Source organism: Bacillus sp. HNG, from assembly GCF_003400205.1.
In the GTDB taxonomy this organism is placed as follows: domain Bacteria; phylum Bacillota; class Bacilli; order Bacillales; family Bacillaceae_L; genus Ferdinandcohnia.
In genome coordinates, this window is record NZ_QUQV01000004.1 from 72,409 (window position 1) to 88,866 (window position 16,458).

17 protein-coding genes are annotated in these 16,458 nt (G+C 40.4%); 12 read left to right on the plus strand and 5 right to left on the minus strand.

From position 1 onward, the window contains the following. Positions 1-24 precede the first annotated feature (24 nt). Positions 25-531 (plus strand): YwgA family protein, encoded by a 507-nt coding sequence (locus DZB84_RS09125; RefSeq protein ID WP_116351946.1) that lies wholly within the window; start codon positions 25-27, stop codon positions 529-531. A gap of 40 nt (positions 532-571) precedes the next feature. On the opposite strand, the gene DZB84_RS09130 is transcribed toward DZB84_RS09125, so the two are convergent. Further along, positions 572-1,873, minus strand: coding sequence for an NCS2 family permease (locus DZB84_RS09130; protein WP_116351947.1), 1,302 nt, complete (start codon positions 1,871-1,873; stop codon positions 572-574). Between the two features lie 397 nt (positions 1,874-2,270). Further along, on the minus strand, positions 2,271-2,681 hold the full coding sequence (locus DZB84_RS09135) for a hypothetical protein (protein ID WP_116351948.1): 411 nt from the start codon (positions 2,679-2,681) through the stop codon (positions 2,271-2,273). A gap of 115 nt (positions 2,682-2,796) precedes the next feature. Here DZB84_RS09135 and DZB84_RS09140 point away from each other — a divergent pair, with 115 nt between their 5' ends. Further along, the gene (locus tag DZB84_RS09140) at positions 2,797-3,330 is read left to right on the plus strand and encodes a hypothetical protein (RefSeq protein WP_116351949.1); all 534 of its coding nucleotides are present in this window, start codon (positions 2,797-2,799) and stop codon (positions 3,328-3,330) included. A gap of 15 nt (positions 3,331-3,345) precedes the next feature. Further along, on the plus strand, positions 3,346-3,909 hold the full coding sequence (locus DZB84_RS09145) for a DUF4256 domain-containing protein (protein WP_116351950.1): 564 nt from the start codon (positions 3,346-3,348) through the stop codon (positions 3,907-3,909). Positions 3,910-3,956: 47 nt separating this feature from the next. Here DZB84_RS09145 and DZB84_RS09150 read toward each other — a convergent pair whose 3' ends face one another. Then, positions 3,957-4,589 carry a LysE family translocator gene (locus tag DZB84_RS09150; protein WP_116351951.1) on the minus strand — a complete coding sequence of 211 codons (633 nt, stop codon included), beginning with the start codon at positions 4,587-4,589 and terminating at the stop codon, positions 3,957-3,959. Positions 4,590-4,717: 128 nt separating this feature from the next. Further along, positions 4,718-4,906, minus strand: coding sequence for a 2-hydroxymuconate tautomerase (locus tag DZB84_RS09155; RefSeq protein WP_116351952.1), 189 nt, complete (start codon positions 4,904-4,906; stop codon positions 4,718-4,720). Positions 4,907-4,993: 87 nt separating this feature from the next. On the opposite strand from DZB84_RS09155, the gene DZB84_RS09160 reads away from it, so the two are divergent. Next, positions 4,994-5,674, plus strand: coding sequence for a site-2 protease family protein (locus DZB84_RS09160; protein WP_116351953.1), 681 nt, complete (start codon positions 4,994-4,996; stop codon positions 5,672-5,674). Positions 5,675-6,013: 339 nt separating this feature from the next. Beyond that, positions 6,014-6,526 (plus strand): YwhD family protein, encoded by a 513-nt coding sequence (locus tag DZB84_RS09170; RefSeq protein ID WP_116351955.1) that lies wholly within the window; start codon positions 6,014-6,016, stop codon positions 6,524-6,526. Positions 6,527-6,741: 215 nt separating this feature from the next. Here DZB84_RS09170 and DZB84_RS09175 read toward each other — a convergent pair whose 3' ends face one another. Further along, positions 6,742-8,811 (minus strand): transglycosylase domain-containing protein, encoded by a 2,070-nt coding sequence (locus DZB84_RS09175; RefSeq protein ID WP_116351956.1) that lies wholly within the window; start codon positions 8,809-8,811, stop codon positions 6,742-6,744. Positions 8,812-9,401: 590 nt separating this feature from the next. Here DZB84_RS09175 and speE point away from each other — a divergent pair. The 7 genes from speE to argS all read left to right on the plus strand — a co-directional run bounded on the left by speE (position 9,402) and on the right by argS (position 16,454). Beyond that, complete coding sequence (gene speE / locus DZB84_RS09185) at positions 9,402-10,229, plus strand: spermidine synthase (RefSeq protein ID WP_116351958.1); 828 nt, start codon at positions 9,402-9,404, stop codon at positions 10,227-10,229. Between the two features lie 15 nt (positions 10,230-10,244). Beyond that, entirely contained in the window at positions 10,245-11,126 is an 882-nt protein-coding gene (gene speB / locus DZB84_RS09190; RefSeq protein ID WP_116351959.1) for an agmatinase, read from the plus strand. Between the two features lie 157 nt (positions 11,127-11,283). Further along, positions 11,284-13,179 carry a heavy metal translocating P-type ATPase gene (locus DZB84_RS09195; protein ID WP_116351960.1) on the plus strand — a complete coding sequence of 632 codons (1,896 nt, stop codon included), beginning with the start codon at positions 11,284-11,286 and terminating at the stop codon, positions 13,177-13,179. A gap of 310 nt (positions 13,180-13,489) precedes the next feature. Then, positions 13,490-13,699: a heavy-metal-associated domain-containing protein gene (locus DZB84_RS09200; protein ID WP_116351961.1), complete on the plus strand. Its 210-nt coding sequence runs from the start codon at positions 13,490-13,492 to the stop codon at positions 13,697-13,699. Between the two features lie 157 nt (positions 13,700-13,856). Continuing rightward, on the plus strand, positions 13,857-14,234 hold the full coding sequence (locus DZB84_RS09205; RefSeq protein ID WP_116351962.1) for a cbb3-type cytochrome c oxidase subunit I: 378 nt from the start codon (positions 13,857-13,859) through the stop codon (positions 14,232-14,234). 117 nt (positions 14,235-14,351) lie between these two features. Continuing rightward, positions 14,352-14,783, plus strand: a complete 432-nt coding sequence (locus DZB84_RS09210; RefSeq protein WP_116351963.1) for a YwiB family protein — start codon at positions 14,352-14,354, stop codon at positions 14,781-14,783. Continuing rightward, positions 14,784-16,454 carry an arginine--tRNA ligase gene (argS, locus tag DZB84_RS09215; RefSeq protein WP_116351964.1) on the plus strand — a complete coding sequence of 557 codons (1,671 nt, stop codon included), beginning with the start codon at positions 14,784-14,786 and terminating at the stop codon, positions 16,452-16,454. Positions 16,455-16,458: the final 4 nt, after the last annotated feature.

Consider the following 16,458-nt stretch of genomic DNA (forward strand, 5'->3'; position numbering starts at 1 on the left):
TTTGTGTGAGGAGATGAAGGGGTTTTGTTAACAGAACATGCAAAAGTAATGAAGGCATTCGCTGCTGCAGGGGAAATCACAGGTCGGAAAAAGCTGCAAAAAATGATTTATATCGCGAAAAAGATTGATTATCCGTTTTATGAAAAGTACAACTTCCACTTTTACGGACCATACTCAGAGGAGTTAACGTTACGTGTGGAAGAGCTTTGTAACCTTGGGTTTTTAGATGAGGTGAAAGAGAAAAAGGGTGGCTATTATCAGTATCGGTATTCATTAACTGAAAAAGGTGAGCAGTTTTTAGGTCACTATCAGTTGGACATGCCACCATTAGATGACTGTATGCAAACCTTAAATAATCAGTCTGCACGCTTTTTAGAGCTGGTGTCCACCGTTTTATACTTCGAGGGACTGGATAAGGAAGAAGTCAAAGAAAAGGTATTTACACTTAAAGCAAAGCAACGTTATGCAGAGGAAGAAATTGACGAGGCTTATCAATATATTGATTCTCTTCGTACTCTTGTAAAGCATTAAACGAAAACTCGGCAGGTATAAATCCTGCCGAGTTTTTTTATTAGTGTGGTAAGAATGCGAGCTGGTAGAAGAACAATACTGCAAATAGATAAACGAGTGGGTGTACTTCTCTCCACTTTCCTCTGACAACCTTCATCAATGGGTAAGAAATAAAGCCCAATGCAATCCCAGTCGCGATACTAGATGTAAGTGGCATGCTTAGGATGATTAAAAATGCGGGAAAGGCTTCATCAATCTCATTCCACTTAATATCCTTGATGCTCCCCATCATTAAAGATCCTACAATGATTAAGGTAGGGGCTGTAATGGCCGCAATTCCAGAAACGGCACTCACTAACGGTCCAAAAAAGGCAGCTAGAATAAAGAGTCCTGCAACGGTAACCGAGGTTAAACCTGTTCTTCCACCTGCAGCCACCCCTGTTGAAGATTCAATATATGCACTGGTAGGGCTTGTTCCAAACATCGCTCCAACCGTTGTACCCACTGAATCCGCAAGTAATGCCTGTCTAGCACGTGGCATGACATTTCCTTTCATAAGACCAGCTTGTTCGGCTACCCCGATCATCGTCCCTGTTGTATCAAAAATAGTAACGAGTAAAAAGGAGAAGACAACAGCATATAGTCCGTACTGAATCACATCACCTATTGCAGATAAAGGATTAGCAATAATTAAACCTTCAGGAAGTGACGGTGTGTTTACTAATCCTTCTTTAAATTCAAGCTGACCAGTAAAATACGCAATAATAGCAGTGATGATCATTCCAAAAAATAACGCGCCATTTATATTACGTGCCATGAGTATGAGGGTAATCGCTAATCCCACAAGCGCTAAAATGACCGATGGAGAGTGTAAATCACCTAGAGTCACTAAATTTGTTGGATGTGCGGTAATAATTCCAGTAAGCCGAAGACCGATAAAGGCGATAAATAACCCGATCCCTGCGGTGATTCCGTGCTTTAGGTTTGGTGGAATGGCTTCAATTAATTTTTCGCGAAACGGCGTTAACGACAATATGACAAAAATGATACCTGCCACAAATACAGCGGCAAATGCCGTTTGGTAGGTGATATTTTCATTTGCACCAACAACGGAATAGGCAAAAAAGGCATTCAAGCCCATTCCTGGAGCAATCGCAATTGGATAATTTGCAAACAGTGCCATCCAAAGTGTTCCAACAACAGTTGCAATTATGGTTGCTAAAAATACTTGCTCAAACGGAACACCTGCATCTGATAAAATAACGGGGTTTACGACAACAACATATACCATTGTTAAGAAGGTCGTAATCCCGGCAAGAACCTCTTTTTTTACAGTTGTATTTAATTCTGATAACTTAAACATAGTTGTGTACCTCCAAAAGGCGAACGATTTTAAAAATCCTTTTCTATAATATTCGTTTTTGTTCAAGACTGCAAGACCTATTTAAAATTGTTAGGGCTGCTTTCGTAAACATTGTTGTTTTTGGATATGATTGCGCGAAAGGAATAGTAATTATTGTTCTTCTAGTGATTTCAGCGGATGGTACGAGATCCTCGAAAATGCACGCATTTTCTTCGTGCGGTGAAATTTCAAGGAAGCAAACTCAACGTCCAGCGGGAATAGCGAGCCAAGCGAGACCCCGCAGTGAAGCGAGGAGGCTTGCGGATCGCCCGCGGAAAGCGAGTACCAGGAGCGGAAATCACCCTGTGTTTTAAATACAATAACCTTTTAAAAAAGAGCCATTGTTTTTGATTCTCTTCTAGTAAAAGTTCAATAATGTCAACAATTTTATAGTGTCACCCTTAAATGTTAAGAAATAGGGTTTGTTTTCATCGTCAAACACCATTAAATAGGGACTCTCATGATCGGTAAAAATAAGCGTTACTTCATCTACAAGGTCATCAAACCATTGAGTTCTTACCATTATAGTAGGTTCTAAAGGAATTCTTATCATTAATCCTGTATTCGGAATCGGATTGTATTTAACATATACACCGTTTATGCCTTTGAGAATGTACTCAACTTCTTGTTGGATATCTGTACTTATTGGTAAATGTTTTATAACCATATCTTGGTTGATATCAAAAATTTGTATTTCCTGGGTTTGGGCCATCGTATTTGGTGAAAACAGTAGAAAAATACAGATATGAAGCAACACTCTTTTTAACATTTTGGACCACCTCTTAGGTATTGTTCCCAAAAACAAGTCAGTATTTGTATTTTTGGAAAAGTGAAACTTTTCTTTATCATTATTCGTAAATACTAATATGACTGGGGGATAGAGCATGTTGCAAAGAATTGATAAAGCATATTGGGTAGTGCTAATGATCATCAGTATAATCTTAGGCGTGATAGTTGGCTTTATAGGCCCAACCATATTCCATCACATTTTCTTTAAACACGGTGACACCTTTTTAGTTTTAACCCCATCCATTTCAAATATCTTCATGTTTATTGCTGTTGGCTTTTTTATTTTGTTTTGTATAGGAATGATATTTGAAAATAAAAAATGGAATTATGTTGGTATACTATTTTTAGTATGTTCAATTGCAATGGGGTATTACGCTAGTTTTGGAAACTATACGCTTATCTCAAATAACGAGATTACCATTAAGAAGTCAATGTCCGAAAACATTTATAAATGGGATGAAATTAAAGAACTAGCTTATATCAATGAAACCGAGGAACCTGTTAAAAGGATCCATTTGATTTTGGAAAATGGTAAAGAGGAAACACTAGAAATAAATAGACAATATGTTCAAGAACTCAATAAAATACAACAGAAGTTTATTCAGAATGATATTATGTTTTATAAGTAACGCAAAAAGGAGGAAATAAACGTGAAACAGGAGTTGTCATCAGAACAACGTGAACAATTAGTAAAAGTACTGAAAGCTCGTTTTGAGAAAAATTCACACCGTCATGAAGGGCTTGAATGGGCAAAAATCGAAGCGAAGTTAGAGGCTAATCCTGAGAAACTGTGGTCGCTCAATGAGATGGAGAGAACTGAAGGCGAGCCAGATGTTGTGGGTTATGATGAAAAGAATGACGAATACATATTTGTTGATTGTTCAGCAGAAAGCCCTAAAGGTCGCAGAAGTGTATGTTACGACCGAGCAGCACTGGAATCTAGAAAGAAATTCCCGCCGGAAAATAGTGCAATTGATATGGCAAACGAAATGGGCATTGAGATGTTAACGGAAGCACAATACCGTGCATTGCAGGAGCTTGGTCAATATGATTTGAAGTCATCAAGTTGGGTTCAAACCCCAGATAATATAAGAAAACTTGGTGGAGCCATCTTTTGTGATCGTCGTTATGACACTGTTTTTGTATATCACAATGGGGCAGATTCTTACTATGCCGCGAGAGGGTTTCGGGGTTCACTTAGGGTCTAAAAAAAGGAGGATTGTTCATGATTTGGACAATCCTCCTTTTTGCAATTTTAATGATGGGCCTTTTCTAAAGCTAGTTTGATACCAAAACCAATTAGGATAGCACCTGTGATTCCCTCAATCATATTTTGGGTTTTCGGTTTTTTCATGAACGTACTAATCTGGTTGAGTAAATAGACATAAAGGAAAAACCAAATGGCAGTCAATACCGTATAGGTGAACCCCATGATAAGAAACGGTAAAAAGGTATTGCTCCCAGTGTCCACGAATTGAGGTAAAAAAGTTAAGAAAAAGACAGCGACTTTAGGATTTAAGAGATTGGTTAAAAATCCTTGTTTAAAACAAGATTTGTTTTCAAACTGGCTTGCTGTGTTCATCTCCACGCTTGCAGCTACTTCCTTTTTCCGCAAAGCCCATAATGTTTTAACCCCTAGGTAAATCAAATAGATAGCCCCAACGTATTTGAAGACAGAAAATAATAAAGCCGACTTCACAATGATCGCTGATAATCCGAATACAGCTGCAGAAGTATGGATAAGAAGAGCGCAACAAGTTCCTAAAGCGGTTTTAAGCCCCCCAACTCTTCCAACAGTGAGAGTGTTTTTCGTAGCAATGGCAGTATCAGGACCAGGTAAAATAATAAGCAACACACACATAAAGACAAACAGATAAAAGTTCTCCACTTTATGCATCCCCTTGGCTTTTAATAGATAATTCTTATTCTGTATTATATATAACTGGTGTTGTTAATTGAACATAATTTTTTGTAAAAGTGAAACCCGTGGTTCGCTCACCACGGGTTTCACACTTTCTATTCTTGGTCGCTTAAACGTTTGCCGGCTACTGCGTAGTGATTTTTAGTCATTTCCTCAATGAAAACAACAACTTTATCGACAGAGGCTCCTGTCGTTTCAGTTACAGCTGCAGTTATTTTTTCAACGAGCGCCTTTTTTTGTTCTTCAGTGCGTCCTTCTAGCATTTTAACTGTTACGTATGGCACAATGAATCTCTCCAATCTATGTTTTATAATGCTTTAAGAGTATTGTATACTGAAAATAATTACTTTTCTAGAAGAAGGGGAAATTTAGTGGAACAATTAAGCAGATATTTACATTATGACTTAAACTTGATTCCGTATGTGGTCATCTCACTTTTAGTTGCTTTTACAGTGCATGAATTCGCACATGCCTATGTCGCATACAAGTTTGGCGATGATACGGCAAAAAAGCAGGGGAGATTAACGTTAAACCCCATTGCTCATTTAGATCCATTTGGAACGATCCTTATTTTTTTAGCAGGATTTGGTTGGGCACGTCCTGTCCCTGTAAATCGATTTTATTTTAAAAAGCCACGGCTTGCTGGAATTCTAGTCTCGCTAGCAGGTCCATTAAGTAATCTTGTTGTTGCAGCTCTAGCTTTACTCATTTACATCGTCCTTATTCGAGTAGGGGTGTTTGCTGCCATTCCAGAAGCAGTAGGAGAAGGTTTTGAAACGTTCTTTAACCTTTTTGTACGCCTAAACATTGTGCTTTTCATTTTTAATCTATTGCCGTTCCCGCCACTTGATGGGTACCGTATCATTGAAGACCTTGTACCAGCACGGATTCGCCCTAGATTGACACAGTATGAAGGCCTCGGAATTGTTTTATTTCTTGTGCTTGTCATTACACCACTTGGCGATCGATTTTTGTTTCCGTTTCTTTATAAAGGAGTTTACGCCATCACGGGTATTTTGGTTGCGATTTTCAGACCAATCCTGCAATTATAAAATAAGTCACTCATATGATAAAATGGTTGATAACGAGTAAAAGAGGATGTTCAAAAAGTCCGGTAAAAATGACACGTCTGTAGAGGAACTTCGACTAAGTACTGACACGTCCTGTGTCAAACGTCGAAGTCACCACTTCCTGCGGAAGCTCGTTGGCTTGCTTTTCCGTTGCTCACGTATTAAATGCATACGTTCCGCTACTCAAAGCTACGCCGCCTCGAACTTTCGACGCACAGGATGTGCTAGTGCCGGCTACGCCACAGGACGTGGCGCTTATAGCCGGCGTGGTCCTTTTTATCCTCCTTTTTGAACACTTACTAAAAGGAGAAAGGTGGATGTATGGTGGATCAAAATAAGAAAAAGGTTGCTTTTAATATCATTAAAAATGATCCAACAGATGGGCACAAAGGATATGGGATTGGGGCACTAAGCCTTGAAAATATTTCACCTGTATTCATTGATATAGAAAATGAAGATGTTTTCGTGGACGTCGGCGCAATGCATGCTAGAAGTGTCGTTGAAAAAGGGATTAAATTTCTTCCGAATAAAGAAGACGTACCAAATGGAAAGCCATTTTGGTTGGTTTGGGTAACGATTGACCGAAGGGAAGAGGGTCCTTATTACGCGGGGGTCACAGCTTGTGAAATGACAGTTGACCGCTCAATTCGCCGTGGCTACAAATCGTTACCAGAGCATGTGAACAAAATGGATAAATCATTAAAACGCCACATCATGGTTGATTTTATGGACGATAAATCCAAAAAGCTATTAGTGGACTTCTTAATCAACCACAACAAAGAAATTTGGGAAAACTCAAGTGACGAGTTAAAAGAGGGATTAAAGGTCGAATAAGACCCTTCTAATTGTGACATTTTGGTGAACAAACGTACTTTAGCTTGAGCTTTTTTAATAAAATAAAGTACACTAAATTTACAATGTACACACATTGAAACTAGGACACAGAAACCCCCAGGACCTACACATCCTGGGGGTTTCACTTTTTGCTTATATCAAATTTTTTTCGCATATCTCTCGTGGGACAAGGGACCTGTCCCTATGTCCCACCATTAAAACCAATCAAACATCCGTTTAAAGAAGCCTTTCTTTTCTTTTTCTTTCTTTTTCTTCGGTTTTTCCTTTTTCACATCTTCCACATTCTTTGAACAATACTCTGTTGGTTCGGTTCCTTTTTTATAATAAGTCAGCCTTGAAACAGGGCAATCCTTTGTTGGAAGCAAGCCAGTATCTGGATTTACATATACCCCAACAACACCTTCTGTCGGTTTGAATGGCTTGGGTGCAATATCCTGATGGGCTTCCTCCATGAACCCGGCCCAAATATTTTTTGCATATTGGCTTTCTTCGACAATCGTAAGTGGTTCATTATTGTCGTATCCAGTCCAAATGCCGGCGACAAGCTGTGGCGAATATCCAATCATCCAGCTATCCGTTTCTGTTGAACCAGACTTTCCAGCGTAAAATCGGGTCAGCTTATCGCTAATCGTCGTTCCCGTTACAGCCGTATAATCGTTTAATTTTTCATCAAACATCCCTGTCATGAGCTGTGTCGTCACAAACGCGAGATCTTCATCAAGCACCTTTTTTGGTTTTGAATTATTTTCATAGATGACTTCACCTTTGTAATTTTCAACTCTCGTGATAAAAATGGGCTTATGGAGTGAACCACCATTGTCAAATGTGGCGTACGCATTGACCATTTCAAGTACACTTACCCCAGAAGTCCCTAACGCAAGTGAAGGGACATCCTTAAGTTTGCTTTTGATTCCCACCTTTTTCGCGGTGTCGACTAGTTCACCATCACCAAGGAAAAGATGCGTTTTTACGGCGTATACATTATCGGACAAGGCAATTGCCTGTGCTAACGTAATCGAGTCATTCGCATAGTAATTTTTATAATTTCGCGGTGTATAGGTTGATCGATTATCATCATACGAAAATGTCGTGAGTTCACTACGAATTTGGGTGGACGGCGTGTAACCTTTCTCCAGTGCAGCGTAATATAATATGGGCTTAAAGGTTGAACCGGGTTGACGTTTTGCCTGTATGGCCCGGTTAAAAGGGCTCTCCTCGTAATCACGCCCGCCAATTAACGCTCGCACTTCACCATTCTTCGGGTCCATCGCAACAAATCCAAGTTGAATCCCGGATTCTTCTTTTACAAAATTTACGACTCTATCCTCCGCAATTTCTTGAAGGTCTGGGTCGAGTGTCGTGTAGACACGTAAGCCGCCCGTTTCAATCGTGTCTTGGTCAAGTTTTAATTTAGAGTGCAGCTCTTCTTTTACTACATCCTGAAAATAAGGTGCAATGTCTTCACGTCCGACAACCTTACTTCCAGTAAAAATGAGTTCTTCTGTATGTGCTTGTTCAGCTGTCTTTTTTGAAATGACACCATTCCCAACCATAGAATGAAGAACAACATTCTGGCGCTGCTTTGCCTTTTCTTCATTTACTAAAGGTGAGTAATGTGTGGGACCTTTCGGTATTCCTGCAAGCATGGATGCTTCAGCGAGTGACAGTTCACTGGCCCTTTTTCCAAAGTAGTAATTTGCTGCTGCTTCAATACCATAGACACCGTGTCCATAATAGATCGTATTTAAATACCCTTCTAAAATCTCTTTCTTAGAATAATTTTGCTCAAGTCGAATCGTATAAAGGGCTTCGGTGAGTTTTCGATTCCATGTTTTTTCATGTTCTAAAAAAAGGTTTCTGGCGTATTGCTGGGTAATCGTACTCGCACCTTGTACTTTTGCCATTGCTTTAATGTCAGCAAGGACCGCTCCACCAATCCGCTTGTAATCAAAACCATTATGGTCAAAAAAGTTCCGGTCCTCAATCGAAACCGTTGCGTCAATGACAGCCTCTGACATATCATCGAGCGACACCCAATAGCGGGTTTCACCATGATGGCGTTCTTCCCCAATTAATGTTCCATCCTCCGCATAGAACAAGGTCGATAAAGGAACCGCAAGTGGAGGTGCTCCCTGGGTTTTTGCATAGGAAAGCACGCCCAAAATACCCACCGTTACAAGGGCACAACCAATTAAGCCAATAAAAAGACAAGCACGCAAAATCTTTATCGCAATTTTTAACCGATCATTTGTAATAAGCTCCACCAGGGTTCACCTCTCTCTTTTTTCTCTTTTTCTTAGGCATATATCAATCAGTATGAAAAAAAATCCCCCTTTCTAAACATTTATTTGCTAAAAGATGAAAAATTTTCTTGCATTTTCGCTAGTTTCATCTATACTTTTTTCAGTTGAGATAGAAAAGCGGAGGCGACTTGGTCAGAAACGAGAAAACTGGCCGACTAAGACGCCACGTCCTGTGGCGAAGTCGGCACTAGCACTTCCTGTGCGTCGGAGACTCCGACAAAGAAGCGCATTTTGCTTCTGTAGGAGGAGTTGAAGTTTCTCGAGTTTCTAGTCGCTGCAGCTAGACAGCGGAAGTACGGGACTAAGGTACATGCCAAGGCAATCCATCAACTTTTGCCTTTAGCAAGATTAGGCAAAAACATCAATTTTTTTGAAGGAATAGGGAACGATAAAGGGATAGAATCCCTCAGACTGTTGACAAACGCTCGCATGACTTTAAATACTTGCCTGACAAGCGTTTTCAAGACAGTCTGAGATGTTAATCAAACAAGATTTTCTAGGAAAACAGGATATAAATCCCTTAATTTTTCAATCGAAAGGATGTTATAAACATGGAATTATGGTTTACGGAGAAACAAACAAAAAGCTTTGGGATCACAGCAAAAATTAAACAAACCTTACATACAGAACAAACGGAGTTTCAAAAGCTCGATATGATCGAAACTGAGGAATTCGGCAACATGCTTGTTCTTGATGGCATGGTGATGACCACTCAAGTGGACGAGTTTGTTTACCACGAGATGGTAGCGCATGTACCTCTATTTACTCACCCGAATCCTGAGAATGTCCTTGTCGTTGGTGGCGGAGACGGTGGCGTAATCCGTGAAGTGTTAAAGCACCCAAGTGTGAAAAAGGCGACATTAGTTGATATTGATGGAAAAGTAATTGAGTACTCAAAGAAATTTCTTCCTGAAATTGCTGGTAAGCTTGAAGACCCACGTGTGGATGTAAAAGTGGATGACGGTTTCATGCATATTGCCAACAGTGAAAATGAGTATGACGTCATTATGGTGGATTCTACTGAGCCTGTAGGTCCAGCGGTAAATCTGTTCACAAAAGGTTTTTATGCAGGAATTTCAAAGGCATTAAAAGAAGACGGCGTATTTGTTGCGCAAACGGATAACCCTTGGTTCACACCAGACTTAATCCGTAACGTACAGCGTGATGTGAAGGAAATCTTCCCAATCACACGTCTTTATCTTGCGAATATCCCAACATACCCAAGTGGTCTATGGACATTCACAATCGGTTCGAAGAAATACGATCCATTGGAAGTAAACGACGACCGCTTCCATGAGATCGAGACAAAATACTATACAAAAGAAATCCATAAAGCAGCGTTTGTATTGCCTAAATTTGTTGCTGACTTAACGAAATAAGTGGGGGATTTTTTGATGAGATTTGATGAAGCTTATTCTGGAAATGTATTTATCAAAAGCCATCCTAATTTTGAGGAGAGCGAAGCCGTCATTTATGGCATGCCAATGGACTGGACAGTAAGCTATCGTCCGGGTTCACGTTTTGGCCCAGGGCGAATTCGCGAGGTATCAATTGGACTTGAGGAATATAGTCCATACCTTGATAAAGAGCTGGATGAAGTGAAATATTATGATGCCGGCGATATTCCATTACCATTCGGAAATCCACAGCGCAGCCTTGATATGATTGAGGATTTTGTGGACCAGGTACTAGCTGCCGGAAAGTATCCACTTGGCATGGGTGGCGAGCATCTCGTATCGTGGCCAGTAATGAAGGCTGTTTATAAAAAATACCCAGACCTTGCAATTATCCATATGGATGCTCACACTGATTTGCGTGAGAATTATGAGGGGGAGGCACTTTCTCATTCAACGCCGATTCGTAAAATTGCAGAATTGATTGGACCGGAAAATGTTTTTTCATTCGGAATTCGTTCAGGGATGAAGGAAGAGTTCCAATGGGCGAAAGAAAACGGCATGCATATTTCAAAATTTGAAGTACTAGAGCCGTTAAAAAAAGTTCTGCCAAAGCTAGCGGGGCGTCCTGTATATGTAACGATTGATATTGATGTACTGGATCCTGCACACGCGCCTGGAACAGGTACGGTGGATGCTGGCGGAATTACGTCGAAGGAATTATTAGGTGCCATTCACGAGATTGCAAAATCCGATATTCGAGTGGTTGGGTCAGACTTGGTGGAGGTTGCGCCAATTTATGATGCTTCTGAACAAACCGCGAATACCGCAAGTAAGTTAATTCGTGAGATGATTTTAGGGTGGATCCCGAAAAATAAATAAACAAAAAGGTCATGGATTCCAAATAGGAGTTCATGACCTTTTTTGCTGATAAGAACTCCTCAAATGGGGAGTTCTTCTAATTTTGACGGGGGTCAAATATTTTAGCCTGACTCCCCTTTATTATAAAGATATAGAAGGAAAGGGGAGAAAATCAAAAATGATCAATTGGATAAATAAACAAAAAACGAAAATAACAGCCATTTCGGGAGCACTGCTTGTTCTTGCATTGATTTTTCACATAACAGGATATGAGTTGTTAAAATCAACGTCGCTTATCCTTGTGACAGTCATCGCAGGAATCCCAATCTTCATAAAAGCCTTTCAAGCATTAAGAATGAAGGCATTCAGTATTGAACTGCTCGTCATGATTGCTGTAATTGGTGCATTATTCATCGGTGAATTTGTCGAGTCGGCAGTCGTTACCTTTCTCTTTTTATTCGGTGATTATTTAGAAGCACGCACATTGGAGAAAACACGTTCTTCACTAAAGGATTTAGTAGAAATGGCGCCACAAGAAGCAGTTGTTATCCGAGAGGGCAGCCAAATCACAATCCCAGTTGAAGAGGTTCTTGTTGGCGACCGTGTCATTATCCGCTCTGGTGGGAAGGTTCCGGTGGATGGCAGAATCGTTTCAGGTCAAGCTTCTTTAAATGAAGCAGCGGTTACTGGTGAATCTGTACCAGCTACAAAGAAAATAGAAGACAAGGTATTCAGTGGTACCATCGTCGACAATGGCTATATTGAGTTAATTGCAGAAAAAGTGGGAGACGATACGACTTTTGCCAAAATCATCGAACTAGTGGAAGAAGCACAGGAATCTAAAACAAAAACCGAAAAATTCCTAAATAAGTTTGCGAATGTCTATACACCGGCTGTCGTTGTATTATCCGTACTTGTCTATCTATTCACTCGAGATATCCATATCGCGATTACGTTCCTTGTCATTGCCTGTCCAGGTGCACTTGTGATTGGAGCTCCGGTATCGAACGTTGCTGGAATCGGGAATGGAGCGAAAAACGGTGTCTTGGTTAAAGGTGGAGAAGTCATGGATACATTCTCTAAAGTAGACACCCTCGTTTTCGATAAAACGGGAACATTGACGAAAGGGAAACCAGAAGTAACAGATATTAAGAATTTCGGAAACTTTGAAACAAATGAAATATTACAGCTCGTTGCCCAAGCAGAAACCATTTCTGAGCACCATTTAGGTCAAACAATTGTAAAAGAAGCAAAGGCGAGAAAACTAGCTTTAGAGAATGAACCAGTAGAAGGTGAAGTCATTAAGGGAAATGGAATCCGAGCAAGAGTAGCTGGCCATGTACTCGTGATAGGAAATCGTAAACTGATGGATGCAGAAGGTATCGAAGTTCCGGAAACTGTCGGGGCTTATGCGATCGAACGAGAAAAAGCTGGAAACACCGCAATCTTTGCTAGTGTTGATGGCAAAATCGCAGGTATTTTCTCAATCGCCGACCAAATTCGGGAAGATGCGCAAAGAGCACTTGCCCAAATGCGAAAAAATGGCATTAAGAAAATCGTCATGCTGACGGGTGATAACAAACACACAGCAGAGCTTGTCGCGACTACCTTAGGCTTGGATGAATTCCATGCAGAGTTGCTCCCTGAGGATAAAGTAGAATACGTGAAAAAACTAAAAGCAGCAGGTCATGTTGTAGCAATGGCAGGAGACGGGATCAACGATGCTCCAGCAATCGCAACTGCGGATATCGGGCTTGCAATGGGGGAAGGCGGCACAGATATTTCGATGGAGACGGCAGACGTTGTATTAATGGCAGATAAGCTCATGCAATTCTCACACGCTTATTCATTATCAAAGGCAACCATTCGGAATATGAAGCAAAACACATTTTTTGCAGTCGGCATCGCCTTTGTACTCTTAACGGGGGTACTTATGGGAACCGTTCACCTAGCATCTGGAATGTTCATTCATGAAGCAAGTGTCCTGCTTGTAATCCTGAATGCAATGAGGTTAATGGGCTTCAACCGCAAAACAATGAAGAAAGATCATGGCTTGCGAATAGCAACTGCCTAAATTTGACCTAGGTCAAAGAAGGTCATGAAAAATCATTTTAAAATAATAATAGAAGGTCGTTTTCGTAAACATTGTTGTTTTTGGATATGTTTGTGCGAGGAAATAGTAATTATTAAACCTCCTGTTATTTCAGCGGATGGTACGAGACTCCTGCGGGAATAGCGAGCCAAGCGAGACCCCGCAGTGAAGCGAGGAGGCTTGCGGATCGCCCGCGGAAAGCGAGTACCAGAAGCAGAAATCACCCTATGTTTTAAAAGCAACAATCTTTTAGAAATGAGCCTAATAGAAAAAGAAAAAAGGAGAGATTAACATGGAAACCATTAAACTACAATTAGAACCACTTACTTGTCCATCATGTATTAAAAAGATCGAAACAAAAGTTGGAAAAATGGATGGTGTAGAAGAAGCAAAAGTATTATTTAACTCAAGTAAGGTGAAGGCAACATTTAATTCTGACCAGGTTTCAAAAGATCAAATAGCAGACACCATTGAAAAACTTGGTTACAAAGTATTACATTAAAGATGAAACGGGCAAGCGACCTTAAGCTTGTCCGTTTTTCTTTTGCGTGACTAAAACCCTGCGCGAAATATATTTTAACAATTATGACAATTCTTTTTGGTTAAGTGAATATACTACATTTGAACTAGATGTTTACTTAAAAAAGGAGGAGTTTCAAATGGTTGGGATTCGCTTTTTAAAGATGGCGGCTGTATATTTTGTGATTGGTGTTCTAATCGGGATGGGTATGTCAATGTCACACTCGTACACCCTAACAGGAGTTCATGTTCATATTAACTTACTTGGTTGGGCATCTATGGGGCTTGCAGGAATTGTCTATTATTTATTCCCACAAGCTGGAGAATCAAAGCTTGGAAAGATCCATTTTTGGCTTCATAACATTGGATTACCGGTGATGATGATCGGACTCACGATGTTATTACTCGGCAACCCAGCGGTCGAACCGGCCATTGCGGTCGGTGGTACGGTTACAACCCTCGCAATTATCCTTTTTGCTGTTAATATCTTCATGAACGTTAAAGTCACCAAACAATAATACCTTCATAAAACTCACCCCTTACTCGGCATCCGCCGAGTTTTCTATTTTAATTTGAAATCCCCTCATAAAATGCCGTATACTAGTAAAGTTAATGACTTATAGGGATGTGTAAAAATGAGTCAAGCAGGAGTACCTATTGACCTCAAATTTGTAACCGAAATTAGAGACGGCAAGCGGAAAGAAAACGTTGCTTTTGACGCAAATGGTCAATACTACATAAAGGGCAACAATACATACTTGCAGTTTGATGAAAAGCAAGAAACAGGGACGGTTAAAACAGTCATCAAAATCTCGGAAAAAGAGGTTCTCATCCTTCGTTCCGGACAGGTGAAAATGAGGCAAGTATACCGAAAGAATGAAACCACAAACGGCTCTTTTCAAAATCAGATCGGAACATTTAACCTCACAGCTAAGACGAATAATATCGAATACAAGTGGTACAAAAACTCTCGAAAAGGGATGTTGTTTTTAGCATATGAACTTTCACTTCACGGTGAAAAGTCTGGATTACATAAAATTACCATAACATTTAAGGAGCGAAACTAGATGAATGTTGTTGATCAAGTAAAAGAACGGTTGAAAGAGGAAGTTAAAGACGCAGTTTTAAAGGCTGGGCTAGCTACAGAAGAACAAATTCCTGAAGTTGTGTTAGAACTTCCAAAGGATAAGGCGCACGGAGACTATGCGACAAACATGGCAATGCAGCTTGCACGTGTGGCGAAAAAGGCACCTCGTATGATTGCCGAAGACATCGTTGCAAACTTCGACAAATCAAAAGCATCGATTGAAAAAATTGAAATCGCAGGACCAGGCTTTATTAACTTTTATATGAACAATTCCTATTTAACGGACTTAATTCCGACCATTTTAACAGCTGGTGAGGCGTACGGTGAGACATCAGTAGGCAATAAGCAAAAGGTTCAGGTGGAGTTTGTTTCAGCAAACCCAACAGGTGACCTGCACCTTGGACATGCTCGTGGAGCAGCGGTGGGTGATTCGTTAAGTAATATTTTACAAAAAGCGGGCTATGATGTGTCCCGCGAATATTACATCAATGATGCTGGTAACCAAATTAATAATTTAGCGAAGTCTGTTGAGGCGCGTTATATGCAAGCACTTGGCAAGGATGCTGAAATGCCGGAGGACGGCTATCATGGCCAAGATATCGTGGGAATCGGAAAGCGACTTGCCGAAGAATTTGGCGATAAATATGTCCATATGGATGAAAAAGAACGCTTCGACTTTTTCCGTGAATATGGTTTGAAATATGAGATGGAGAAGCTTCAAAAGGATTTAGAAGAGTATCGCGTGCGTTTTGATGTATGGTATTCTGAGACTTCTCTTTACCATAACGGAAAAATTGACCGTGCTCTAAATGCGCTGCGTGAAGCAGGTCATATTTATGAAGAGGATGGCGCGACATGGTTCCGTTCCACAACATTTGGCGATGACAAAGACCGTGTTTTAATTAAAAATGACGGCTCTTATACGTATTTAACACCGGACATCGCCTACCATCAGGACAAGCTTGAGCGTGGCTTCGAAAAATTAATCAATGTATGGGGTGCCGACCACCATGGCTATATCCCACGTATGAAGGCTGCGATTCAAGCGTTAGGCTATGATAAGGACACACTTGAGGTTGAAATCATTCAGCTCGTTCACCTCTTTAAAAATGGCGAAAAAATGAAGATGAGTAAGCGTACAGGAAAAGCTGTTACGATGCGTGAACTAACTGAAGAAGTTGGCTTAGACGCTGTTCGTTACTTCTTTGCGATGAGAAGCTCTGATACACATCTTGATTTTGACCTAGATTTAGCAGTATCCCAATCAAATGAGAATCCTGTGTATTATGCACAGTATGCTCATGCTCGTATTTGCAGCATGCTTCGCTCTGGAGATGAAATGAATATCTCCCTAGACGGAAATTATGCGCTTGAACATATCAATTCTGAAAAAGAAATTGATCTCTTGAAAAAGCTTGGTGAGTTCCCAGCAGCTGTAACAGAAGCAGCTGAAAAGCGAATTCCACATCGCATCACAAATTATGTCAATGAACTAGCAGCGGCACTTCATAGCTTCTACAATGCGGAGAAAGTGCTTGACCAAGACAATTTGGAAAAAACAAAAGCACGTCTTGCGTTAATGAAGGCTGTTCAAATTACGTTACAGAATTCATTAAAATTAATCGGTGTATCTGCACCAGAGAAAATGTAATCTT

Bases quoted from the DNA above. Each gene is read 5' to 3' on its own strand.
- DZB84_RS09130 (WP_116351947.1), bottom strand. From the start codon at position 1,873: ATGTTTAAGTTATCAGAATTAAATACAACTGTAAAAAAAGAGGTTCTT.
- DZB84_RS09140 (WP_116351949.1), top strand. From the start codon at position 2,797: ATGTTGCAAAGAATTGATAAAGCATATTGGGTAGTGCTAATGATCATC.
- DZB84_RS09170 (WP_116351955.1), top strand. From the start codon at position 6,014: ATGGTGGATCAAAATAAGAAAAAGGTTGCTTTTAATATCATTAAAAAT.
- speB (WP_116351959.1), top strand. From the start codon at position 10,245: ATGAGATTTGATGAAGCTTATTCTGGAAATGTATTTATCAAAAGCCAT.
- DZB84_RS09200 (WP_116351961.1), top strand. From the start codon at position 13,490: ATGGAAACCATTAAACTACAATTAGAACCACTTACTTGTCCATCATGT.
- argS (WP_116351964.1), top strand. From the start codon at position 14,784: ATGAATGTTGTTGATCAAGTAAAAGAACGGTTGAAAGAGGAAGTTAAA.
- DZB84_RS09205 (WP_116351962.1), top strand. From the start codon at position 13,857: ATGGTTGGGATTCGCTTTTTAAAGATGGCGGCTGTATATTTTGTGATT.
- DZB84_RS09195 (WP_116351960.1), top strand. From the start codon at position 11,284: ATGATCAATTGGATAAATAAACAAAAAACGAAAATAACAGCCATTTCG.
- DZB84_RS09135 (WP_116351948.1), bottom strand. From the start codon at position 2,681: ATGTTAAAAAGAGTGTTGCTTCATATCTGTATTTTTCTACTGTTTTCA.
- DZB84_RS09210 (WP_116351963.1), top strand. From the start codon at position 14,352: ATGAGTCAAGCAGGAGTACCTATTGACCTCAAATTTGTAACCGAAATT.
- speE (WP_116351958.1), top strand. From the start codon at position 9,402: ATGGAATTATGGTTTACGGAGAAACAAACAAAAAGCTTTGGGATCACA.